The sequence below is a fragment of the Arthrobacter sp. GCM10027362 genome (assembly GCF_042679445.1).
Lineage (GTDB): Bacteria > Actinomycetota > Actinomycetes > Actinomycetales > Micrococcaceae > Crystallibacter.
In genome coordinates, this window is record NZ_JBHTML010000145.1 from 1 (window position 1) to 10,395 (window position 10,395).

Annotated in this window: 13 protein-coding genes; all 13 read right to left on the reverse strand. The window is 69.0% G+C overall.

Going from position 1 to position 10,395, the window contains the following annotated elements; all coding sequences use genetic code 11:
- Nucleotides 1–156 precede the first annotated feature (156 nt).
- Complete coding sequence (locus ACFQ36_RS16920) at nucleotides 157–699, reverse strand: TerD family protein (protein WP_377015671.1); 543 nt, start codon at nucleotides 697–699, stop codon at nucleotides 157–159.
- 8 nt (nucleotides 700–707) lie between these two features.
- Complete coding sequence (locus tag ACFQ36_RS16925; RefSeq protein WP_377015646.1) at nucleotides 708–1,208, reverse strand: hypothetical protein; 501 nt, start codon at nucleotides 1,206–1,208, stop codon at nucleotides 708–710.
- Nucleotides 1,209–1,224: 16 nt separating this feature from the next.
- Complete coding sequence (locus ACFQ36_RS16930) at nucleotides 1,225–2,418, reverse strand: toxic anion resistance protein (protein ID WP_377015648.1); 1,194 nt, start codon at nucleotides 2,416–2,418, stop codon at nucleotides 1,225–1,227.
- Nucleotides 2,419–2,473: 55 nt separating this feature from the next.
- The gene (locus tag ACFQ36_RS16935; protein ID WP_377015650.1) at nucleotides 2,474–3,055 is read right to left on the reverse strand and encodes a TerD family protein; all 582 of its coding nucleotides are present in this window, start codon (nucleotides 3,053–3,055) and stop codon (nucleotides 2,474–2,476) included.
- A gap of 143 nt (nucleotides 3,056–3,198) precedes the next feature.
- Nucleotides 3,199–3,780: a TerD family protein gene (locus tag ACFQ36_RS16940; RefSeq protein WP_377015652.1), complete on the reverse strand. Its 582-nt coding sequence runs from the start codon at nucleotides 3,778–3,780 to the stop codon at nucleotides 3,199–3,201.
- A 17-nt stretch (nucleotides 3,781–3,797) separates the two neighbouring features.
- Nucleotides 3,798–4,388: a TerD family protein gene (locus ACFQ36_RS16945; protein WP_377015654.1), complete on the reverse strand. Its 591-nt coding sequence runs from the start codon at nucleotides 4,386–4,388 to the stop codon at nucleotides 3,798–3,800.
- 15 nt (nucleotides 4,389–4,403) lie between these two features.
- Complete coding sequence (locus ACFQ36_RS16950; RefSeq protein ID WP_377015656.1) at nucleotides 4,404–5,516, reverse strand: DUF475 domain-containing protein; 1,113 nt, start codon at nucleotides 5,514–5,516, stop codon at nucleotides 4,404–4,406.
- A gap of 153 nt (nucleotides 5,517–5,669) precedes the next feature.
- Entirely contained in the window at nucleotides 5,670–6,374 is a 705-nt protein-coding gene (locus ACFQ36_RS16955; protein ID WP_377015658.1) for a TetR/AcrR family transcriptional regulator, read from the reverse strand.
- A gap of 135 nt (nucleotides 6,375–6,509) precedes the next feature.
- On the reverse strand, nucleotides 6,510–6,854 hold the full coding sequence (locus ACFQ36_RS16960; protein WP_377015660.1) for a hypothetical protein: 345 nt from the start codon (nucleotides 6,852–6,854) through the stop codon (nucleotides 6,510–6,512).
- 243 nt (nucleotides 6,855–7,097) lie between these two features.
- Entirely contained in the window at nucleotides 7,098–7,859 is a 762-nt protein-coding gene (locus tag ACFQ36_RS16965; RefSeq protein WP_377015662.1) for a DUF1353 domain-containing protein, read from the reverse strand.
- A 149-nt stretch (nucleotides 7,860–8,008) separates the two neighbouring features.
- Nucleotides 8,009–9,259 (reverse strand): MFS transporter, encoded by a 1,251-nt coding sequence (locus ACFQ36_RS16970; RefSeq protein ID WP_377015664.1) that lies wholly within the window; start codon nucleotides 9,257–9,259, stop codon nucleotides 8,009–8,011.
- Entirely contained in the window at nucleotides 9,256–10,074 is an 819-nt protein-coding gene (locus tag ACFQ36_RS16975; protein WP_377015666.1) for a RimK family alpha-L-glutamate ligase, read from the reverse strand. Before ACFQ36_RS16975 ends, ACFQ36_RS16970 begins: the two co-directional genes overlap by 4 nt.
- Nucleotides 10,071–10,395, reverse strand: a 325-nt coding sequence (locus ACFQ36_RS16980) for a hypothetical protein (protein WP_377015668.1), incomplete at its 5' end; no start/stop codon positions are given. The genes ACFQ36_RS16980 and ACFQ36_RS16975, both read right to left, overlap by 4 nt.

The following is a 10,395-nucleotide window of genomic DNA, read 5'->3' on the forward strand; positions in this document are numbered from 1 at the left end:
GGCCGAGGTTCAGCCCCGGTGCAGGAAACGCCGGGGCTGCCGGGGGCACCTGTCCCGCAGCCGGCGCGGCCGGCCCGGCACCGGCAGCCGCCGGCTTCACCCGGCGCCGCAGGAAAGGCAGGTCATGGCGGATCGCGTTCCGGTTCACGGCCATGGTCAGAGCGCAATCCGGAAGTCGTCCGCCACTCCGCGCAGGCCGGTGGTGTAGCCCTGGCCGACGGCGCGGAACTTCCAGCCGCTGCTGTGCCGGTACAGTTCGCCAAACACCATGGCGTTGATGTTCTGCGCCGTCCCGGAGGGGATCTCGAAGCGCAGCAGTTCGCGGTTGTCCGGGTCCGCCACCCGGATGTACGCATCCCGCACGGAGGCAAAGGTGCCCGGGCCGCGCAGGTCCGGGTCGATGTAGACGATGAAGGAGATCTTGCTGACCTCCCCGGGCACCCCGGACAGCTGGACGTCGATCTGTTCCTGGTCCTCGTCGCCCAGGAACTGCACCGAACCGTCCGGGGAGGCGATCTGGTTGAAGAAGACCAGGTGTTCGTCCGAAACGGCCCGGCCGGAGCCGTCGCAGAGGATGGCCGCGGCCACCGGCTCGGCCTGCGGGCCGCGGCTGGGGATCACGGACCAGCCCAGTCCCACCACCACGCTGGTCAGGTGCGGGTTCTCCGCCGTCAGGGCCGCATTGGCGCCGGCCACCATCGAGGCCACTAGTTGCCTCCCCGGGTCAGCATGGAAGGCCCGAACTTGTCGTCCAGGAATCGTGCGTAGGTGGACAACTCGGTAATCGCTCCGCTCCGTACTTGATGGTTGAGGTCCTGCGCCGTGTCGAACAGGATCTGCAGCTGCTCGGCGAACATCGCCGTGGCCCGGCTGTCCTCGCCCCGGTCCTCCTCCGGCAGGGCCAGGTACGCCTTCAGCGGCGTCGGAATGTAATCCACCACCATGGCCTCGAGCAGCACCCGCTGTTCGGTGGAGGCATCCTGGGCCTTGATGTACTCGGCCAGCGGCTGCAGCACATCGTCGATCTGCCGCAGCTGGGCGGAGATGAGGCCGGGCAACTCCCGGCCGGCGGCACGGACCGCCGAACGCAGCCCGTCCAGCGCCTCGGCGACGCGGGCGTCGTCGTCGGGTTCCGCCGCCGGCTCCTGGCCGGCACCCTCTTCCGGACGGGGGGTGCCGAACAGGGATCCGAAAAACCGTGCTACCACGTCCGATCAGTCCTGCTTACTGTCCCTCGGCCTGGCGCACGCGCTCCAGATAGGGCCTGGCCTTCTCCAACCCGGCTTCGAGCGCATGGACGGTGCCCTCCATGTTCTTCGCGGCCTGGGACCGGAAGGTGTCGATGGCGTCCATGGTCTGGAAGACGTTGTCGAAGGCCTTCTGCAGGGTCTCCACGCTGACCCCGGAACTGGCGGCCTGCTGGTGGATGCGCGCGGTCTGGTCCTTCAGCATCTCGCTGGTCTTGAGGATCATGTTGTTGGTGGTGGTGTTGATCGCGTCGATCTGGTCCAGCACCATCTTCTGGTTGGCCAGCGCCTCGGCGACGACCACAGCGGTGCGCAGCGCCGCGATGGTGGTGGTCCGGGCGCGGTCCACGCCCTTGACCAGCTCGGTGTTGTTCTTCCGGATCAGGTCCATGGCCAGGTAGCCCTGCACGGACACGGCCAGCTGGGTCAGGATGTCCTGGCGGCGCTGGCGCACGGGGAAGAGCACGTCGGATTCGAGCTTCTGGGCGTCGTCGAGGCGGCCCTGGGCCCGGCACTCGTCGATCTTGGCCACGCAGGCGGTGTCGATGGCTTGGGCGAAGACGGCGTATTCGCTCAGCTTCTGCATGTTGTCCCAGAGCTGGACCTTCTCGTTGGCCAGCGCCGCGTTGTCCTTGAGCAACTGGTCCTGGCCGGCCATCAGGGCCTTGATGATGGCGTCCAGCTGACTCTGCGCGCTTTCGTAGCGCTGGAAGTACCTGGCCAGCTTGTTGCCCCCGGGGATGAAGCCGAGGATCTTGCGGCCCACGCTCAGGTGCGCGTCCGTGGGGGCCAGGTCCTCCACGGTGCTGCGCAGTTCGCCGAGGGTGCTGGCCACCTGCGCCTGGGCGCTGTTGCCCGAGCGCTTGGCCCCGGCCACCGAGGTGGAGGAACGCTCCAGCATGCGGCTGGAGAAATTGCCGGATTCGAGCATCTCGTCGCGACCGAGCTTGGAGATTCCCTCCACCCGCTGGGCGAAGTCGGGACTGCGGGAGTCCAGGGCGGCGACATCGTTGATGAAGGCGGCCGCCTGCTGGTTGATTTCCTGCTGGCGTTCCGCCGCAACGGGCACCATGCCGGGCGCGTCGTCCGGCTGGACGAGGGCGGGGGCCTCCGGTGCCTGCAGGACCAGAGCGCCCTCGGACATATCCGGGGGAGTCAGGGGAACAGTCATGGTGTCATCCTTCCGATGGATGGAGATGCTGCGGGGATGCTGGGCAGGCGGGCGGTCAGCCCAGCTGCACGCCGAAGTCCGTGGCGATACCGGCCAGGCCGGTGGCATAGCCCTGGCCGACGGCCCGGAACTTCCATTCGCCGTTGTGCCGGTAGATCTCCGAGAAGATCATTGCCGTCTCCGGGGCCGCGTCCTCGCTGAGGTCGAAACGGACGATCTCCTGCTGGGTGGCCTGGTTGACCACGCGGCAGTAGGCGCCGCGGACCTGACCGAAGTTCTGCCGCCGGGCCTCGGCCTGGTCGATGGAGACGACGAAGACCACCCGCTCCACGTCCGGAGCCATGGCACTCAGATCCACCAGGATCGTCTCGTCGTCACCGCCGCCCTCGCCGGTGCGGTTGTCGCCCTCGTGCACCACGGAGCCGTCCGCGGCCGCCCGCTGGTTGTAGAAGATGAAGTCCGCCGAGGAGCGGACCTTGCCGTTGGCCCCGAGCAGCAGCGCCGAGGCGTCCAGGTCGAATGCTTCCCCAGTGGTGGTGCGCGGATCCCAGCCGAGGCCGACGATGGCCTTCTGCAGTCCGGGGTCCGTCTTGGTCAGGGAAAGGTTGCTGCCCTTGTCAAGGGTGAGGCCTGCCATTGATCGATTCCTTCGCTTCTGGGGGTATGGATACTGACGGTTAACGCTTCATGCCTTGCCGCTGCTTGCAGCGAGGCTGCGAAAAGTGAGGCGGCCGGGGTCCCCGGCCCGAGCTTGCGAGGGCTCGGGGGAGCCGCCGAACGCTAGCTGAGCGCGATGCCGAAGTCCGTGGCGATGCCGTACAGGCCGCTGGCATAGCCCTGGCCGATGGCCCGGAACTTCCACTCGCCGTTGCGGCGGTAGAGTTCGCTGAAGATCATCGCGGTTTCGGAGGCGGCATCCTCGCTCAAATCGAAGCGCACGATCTCCTGCTCGGTCTCCTGGTTGACCACGCGGCAGTAGGCGTCGCGGACCTGCCCGAAGTTCTGCCCCCGGGCGTCGGCCTGGTCGATCGAGACCGCGATGACGATGCGCTCGACGTCGGCCGCGACCAGGTCCAGGTCGATCAGGATCTGCTCGTCGTCCCCGTCGCCCTCGCCGGTGCGGTTGTCGCCCTGGTGGACCACGGAGCCGTCCTTGGCTTCAAGCTGATTGTAGAAGATGAAGTCGTCCTGGGAGCGGACCTTGCCGTTGGCCCCGAGCAGCAGCGCCGAGGCGTCCAGGTCGAATGCTTCCCCGCTGGTGGTGCGCGGGTCCCAGCCGAGTCCGACCATGGCCCGGCGCAGCCCGGGGTCCGCCTTGGTCAGGGAGAGGTTGCCGCCTTTGCTCAGCGTCAGTGAGGACATGGGTACGCCACCTTTCCCTAGAGCACCCGGGCGGCCGGGGCGATCAGGTCCTTGACGGTGCGCCCGGCGGCGCGCTCGCCGATGGCCTGGAAGGTCCAGCCGGAGCCCTGGCGGGAGACCTTGGCCATGATCATGGCGGTGTGGCTGCCGGAGTCGGTGAGCTGGAAACGGGCCACCTCGGGGCTGCCCGGCGCGGAGTCGTCCAGCAGCCGGGTAAAGGCATTGGCCACCTTGTCGAAGGTCTGGCCGCTGTAGCTGCTGATGACGAACACGATGTGCGCCACCGAGGGGGAGACCGCGGACAGGTCCACCAGGATGGTCTCGTCGTCGCCCTCGCCGTCGCCGGTGAGGTTGTCCCCGGTGTGCCGGGTGGATCCGTCCTGGCTGGTCAGCTGGTTGAAGAAGACGGCGTCGAGGGCCTGGCCGGCGGCATCGAAGAGGATCGCGGAAGCGTCCAGGTCCACCTCAACGGTCTTGAGCCCGCCGAACAGGCCCCGCTTGGCGGGCGCTGCCGCGTCCCAGCCCAGGCCCAGCCGGACCTTGGTCAGGGAAGCGCCGTCGCTCTTGGTCAGGGACAGGGACTGGCCCTTCTGCAGGCTCAATGCCATGGTGTTCCTCTTTCTCTACTTGGTTGCTGCGGTGACTGCTTCGGAGTGCCTGGCCGCGGCCAGGCGCTTGTTGCGGCGGATGGAGCTGAGGAAGGCGGAGGCGATGAAGACGACGCCGATCAGGCCGGTGACGACCTCGTTGACCTCGACGCTGATGGTGACCAGCAGGATGACGGCCAGGGCGCCGATGGCCCAGTGGGCGCCGTGGTCCAGGTACACGTATTCGTCCAGGGTGCCCTGGCGGACCAGGAACACGGTCAGCGAGCGGACGAACATGGCCCCGATCAGGCCCAGGCCCAGGGCGATGATGATCGGGTCCGCGGTGATCGCGAACGCGCCGATGACCCCGTCGAAGGAGAACGAGGCGTCGATGACCTCCAGGTACAAAAAGAGCATGAAGGCGGCCTTGCCGGTGACCTTCGCGGCCGCGTTCGGCCCGGCCGCCCGGGCGGCGACGGCCCCGGTGTCCTCCGCGTCGGTGTCCCCGTCCGCGTCCACGTCGAACAGGTCGCCCAGGGCGGTGACCAGGAAGTAGGTGACCAGGCCGGCGATGCCGGCGGTGAGCACCGTGACGGTGTGCTCGCGGGCCAGGTTGGCGATCAGCAGCAGCGCCAGCAGCCCCACGATGAAGGAGGCGCCGTTGAGCCGGCCGATTTTGGCGATCGGCCTTTCCAGAAAGTGCAGCCAGCGGATGTCCCGGTCCTCGAACATGAAGTCCAGGAACAGCATCAGCAGGAACATCCCGCCGAAGGCGGCGATCTGCGGGTGGGCCTCGTGCAGCAGGTACGCGTAGGTGCCCGGGGTCTCCGGGTCACCCTTCTCCAGGGCCAGGGTGATGGCCTCGACCGGGTTCAGGTGCGCGGTGATGCCCACGATCAGCAGCGGGAACAGGATGCGCATGCCGAACACGGCGATCACGATGCCCACGGTCAGGAACATCTTCTGCCAGAACGGGCTCATCCGTTCCAGGATGCGCGCGTTCACCACCGCGTTGTCGAAGCTCAGGCTCACCTCCAGGATGCCCAGGATGGCGCACAGGATCAGCGCGGTCGGTCCCCCGTAGAGGAAGGCCACGACCAGGGAAAGGACGGTAATGGCCAGGGACCAGCCGAAGGTTTTGAGAAACACGCGCGCCTAAGCTCCTTTGGTGCCGCTGCTCCGGAGAGAGTCGGTTGTCGGTGGCGCCCTTAAGGTGGTCTTCCCCCGAGACGCTCTGTGCTTAATACCCTAACGGGTGGACCGGCAATATTGGTTCCCGGTGATTGATTCCCCCTTGGGTCCCTACCGGTTTTCCGGAGGCTGCGCACCGCCGGCCCAGCCCCGGCGCTGCGCCCCAAGGCCGCTGATCAGCCCCTCCAGGCCCAGCCGGAAGGCGGCGTCCGCCGTGCGCGAACCGGCGCCCTCGTCGCGCTGCCGGGCACGCACGGCTGCGGTGAACTTTGGATTGGCCGCGGCCAGTTCGCCGGGCTCGAAAATGTCCTCCGGCGCGGTGACATCGTAGGCCGAGCCGAAGATGAAGGACTCCAGCGCCACGATGGCCGGGACGATCAGCGGCTGCGGCCAGTCCGCCGCGAGGAAGCCGGAGGTCAGCTTTTCGTACATGGCCAAGGTCCGCGGGGCGCCGGCCACGGGCAGCACGGCGATCAGCGGGATCAGCGGGGTGTGCCGGCTGAACACCTCGCGGTAGGACCAGGCCCAGCGGCGGACGGCCTCGTCCCACGGGAGGGTGCCGAAGCCGGAGACATCCACGTTGGCCATGACATGGTCCTGGACCAGGACCAGCACGTCATGCTTGGAGGTGACGTGGTTGTACAGCGCGGAGGGGGCGACGCCGAGCTTGCGGGCCAGTCCGGACATGGTCAGCGCGTCATAGCCGCCGGCCGCGATGAGCTTGAGCGCCGCGAGGGTGATGCCTTCCTTGGACAGGATTTTCTGGACCGGCCGTCCGGCCGCGCGGTGTTTTCGCGGCGCTGCCTCGGCTGTCATGGGGTTGCTCCTCGCGGTTGCCGGCCGGTGGGAGGTCCGGTTGGGCCTGTCCCCATATCCTACGCATGCCGCCGGAACGGCCTGGTCCCCGCACGCTGCGCGCACGGGGACCAGGCCCACTTCCGGCTTGGCTCGTCAGTCCGCGTTCTCGTCCGAATCGGGCGTGAAGAGATCGCCGTAGCCCATCCGCCGGACGATGGTCCAGACGGCGGCGGCGACGACGGCGAGGGTGGCGGCCACCGAAATGCCGGCGCCGTAGATCTTCAACAGCACGGCAACGGGGGAGAGGCTGCCGATCTGCGGCGCGTCCGCCCAGAAAATCGCGAACCAGAATCCGAAGGTCAGGCCGAGGACCCACAGCGGCAGGCGCAGGTCCGCCTCCTTCGCCCGGCGGTACAGTGCCTGCAGCTTTGCTTTGATCCGCCCGGGCAGGTGCTTGTTGCCACGGTTGCCACCATGCTCAAGAGCTTGCGATGACATGACTGCTGTTCTTCCTCCAAAACTGGGTGCTGAATGATGGGTAATCCGGGCATGCCAAAGGCGCCCGGGAGGGCGGATGAGGGGTTTTCGAACCTCCGGTTCCGGGTGTTCGCCGCGGAGGCCGGGGTGCTGACCTCCATCTTAGTTCGCCCGCAATTGGCCGCCCTGCCCGAAACTGTCCGCCGGATTGTGATCTTGGTCATGATTTCCCGGGCGGGCGTGCGGAGGCTGCCCGCATCCGCACTAAAGTACCCGGCTGCGCGCCAGCGGACCGGGCGTCGGAGGCGGCGCCGGCCGGTCCGAAAACGCCTTGGCGGCCAGCCACCAGAGGGATTCGCACAGCCACAGCAGCAGCTGCCCGGCCCAGGCCACGGCCAGGACCGGGCCGAAAATGCCAAATGCCATGGACAGGGTGGCAACGACAGCCCAGTCCCGGCCCCACGGGGCCGACAGGACGGCGATGGCGGTCACGGCGGCAGCTGCCGGAGCCGGGCTGCCGCCGGCGAGGGAGAAGCCGGCGCCGGCGAGCAGGCCGAGGCTGCCGGCGGCGATGCCTGCCACCATCAGCTTTCCGCGGATGCGCGTGTGGGACAAGAAGTTTGCCGCCGAAACCGCGGCCCACATCAGGCGTGCCCGCAGCTGTGCCACGTCCGTCTCCAGCAGTGCCTGCCGGAATTCTTCATCGTAGATCCGCCGCTGCTGCAGGGCCACCGGCGCCGGAAGTTCCCTGGTTTCGGCCAAGCGTTGGTCATGCAGCAGGGCCGGCGCGCTCTGCCGCCCGTAGCTGGCTATGAGTCCCCACATCCAGGTGGGCACCGAGGCCAGATCCGAGGAGTTTCCTTCCGGGCCCCGGGTGAGGTCGTGCGCCCGGACCGTGACGACCCCGATCCCGCCCCGGCGGCGGTAGTAGATGGGTTCGGCGAGCTGGAACTGCCGGCGGGTCCGCTGGACGAGGTGGATGCCCGTCAGCGGCCGGGCAGCGGCAGCATCCTGATAGAAGGGCATGGTGCCAGTGTGGCACCCGCACACGGCGGCCGGCGATCCTGCTGCTCCATGGCAGGGGTGATACCCGCCGGACCTTCCGCCGTCTCACGCCGTTGCCCGTATCTGCCGGCTACCGGGTGGGCATCCTGGACGTGCGCGGCCACGGGCTGCTAGCGCGGCTCGCCGCTCTGCAACCGGATGCCGGCGCCTTCGGCGGAGCCCGCCGGCGCCGACACGGCACGGTGGAGGAAGATGGTGTAGACCTCGGTCACGACCGCGAGCACAATGCGCGCGCCCAGGACCGCCGGGATACCCCAGGCGGTCCAGATCATGCCGGCGGCGATGGGGCCCGTTGCTTCGCCCAGGTCCTCTGCCGCGCTGAGCCGGGACAGGGTTGCCGCGCGGCGCCGCGGATCCCGTTCCGCGGCGTCGGCCATCATCGCGCCCCAGGCCGGCCGGAAGGCGGCCTTGCCCAGGTCGTCGGCGGTCTTGCCCGCGATGAGTCCGGCATACGTGGGGGAGAGCAGCCAGATGGCGGAGGAGAAAATGTTGCCGACGGCGCGCATGCCCAGGACCAGATGGGTGTTGCCACGGTCGGCGAGCCATCCCCACACCGGCCCGGACAGGGCTATGACTGCCGTGACGAGGTAGATGCCGCCGGCAGCCGCTGCGGGCAGGCCCGCGTACTCGACGGCGAAGACCGGCAGGAGGTTGGACATGAAATTCGCGGTGCCGGAGGCGAGGAAGCCAAGGCCTGCGTATGATCCCATGCGGCGCCACGCCTCCCGTGCGGCGGCATGGACGGCGGGCGGGCGGCGGAGGCCGGCCAGGGCCGGTCCCCTGAGCCGCCACAGGATCAGCGCCAGCGGCAGCGTGGAAATGGCAGCCGAGACGACGAACACCCAGGCGTAGTTGCCGATCAGCAGGGTAATGAGCACCCCGGCCGCGAACCGCCCGGCCGAGCCGGCGACCGTCTTGGCGGTTTGGTACCACGCGAAACGCCGTGCCACCGCCCGCTTGCCGCCCAGCCCGGCCAGCACCGCGGCGGCGGCGGGGTCGCGCAGGGCAATGGAGACGCCGTGCAGGCCGCGCACCGCGAACAGCTGCCACGGTTGGAAGCTGACCACGAGCAGGAGCATGGAGGCGGTACGCAGCGCCACGGCGATGACGTAGGCGCGGCGGACGCCCATGCGGTCCACCAGCGGGCCGATGAGCGGTTTCAGGGCGATCGACACGGCGGTATTGGTCGAGAGCAGGAGCCCGACCGAGGCCAGCGACATGCCCAGCGACACGGCGTACAGGGGCAGCGCGAAGCTGACGATGCCGAAGGCCAGGCGCGAGCCGAATCCCTCGATGACCACGGTACCCAGCGGCGTGGTCAACTGATGGATGAGGCTGCTGTGCAGCCGCCGCAGTTTCATCCGCCCACCTCCGCTCCCAGGGCATGCCGGACCTGCTCCTGGATAACCGTGGCGATCTGGGCCGCCACGCCGGCCTCGCAGCCCTTGTAACCGGGAAAGTAGTTGACATCTACGGGTATGGGGCCCTGCGGGCTTTCGATGACATCGACCCCGAACAGCTCGAGGCCGAAGGCACTGCGCACCCGCCGGGCCAGGTCCCGGACCGCGTCCGTCACCGGCACCGGCCTGCCGGGCCGGGTGAACGAGTCGCCGCTGAACCGCTTGCGCACGGCATGGACGTGGTCGCCGGCGACGTAGACCTTCAGGTCTTCCCCCGGGCCGGGGACATAGCGCTGCACGACCACCGGTTCGGCCGGCTCCGGCAGGGACTGCAGCTGGGCGGTGCTGCGGACTATATGCACGCCCACGCCGCGGTGCCCGCGGTGCGGCTTGACGACCACCGGTCCCGCCTCGAGCAGGGGCGCGGCCAGGGACAGGTCCCCGGTCAGCCACGTCTCCGGCGCCATCACGCCCGCGGCCCGCAGGGCCTGGGACGCGGTGACCTTGTCCTGGGCCCGCACGCACGCAGGGTAGGGGTTCAGGATCGGCAGGCCTTGGTGGTGGAGCACGCCGGCGAGGCTGAGCGCCAGCTCGGTATGCGACTTGAGCAGGTACAGGTCGGCGTCGGGAAGGAACCGGTCGGCCCGGAGCAGCCTGTCCTCGGGGATCCAGCCGTCAACCTGGTGGCCGGCGGCGGTGAGCAGGGCAGCGACCACCTGCAGCACCGGACTGGGAACGTCCGGCACCCGCCTGGCGAGCAGGAACGTGATCCTCATACCGCCGCCGCAGACATGGACGATTCCTGGTTCGGGCTCCAGGCCCAGAGCCGGCGGCGCAGCGACAGCAGCAGGTTGCCGCCCTGCCCGCCGGCCAGCCGCGACCATTCGCGCCGGATCCGCACCGACAGGGGGTCGGTGTCCGGCAAGCCGGTGATCCCGGTCAGCAGTCCGTCCAATTCCTCGGCGGCCGCGCGTGCGGGGATACCGGCCAGGTGCTCGGTCAGCGAGGGCTGCTCGCCATCGCTGAAGCAGAGCGCGGCGGCTGCGGCCGTCGCCAGCGCCGCCGGAAACACGCCCGCCAAGGCGGCCAGCCGGGCG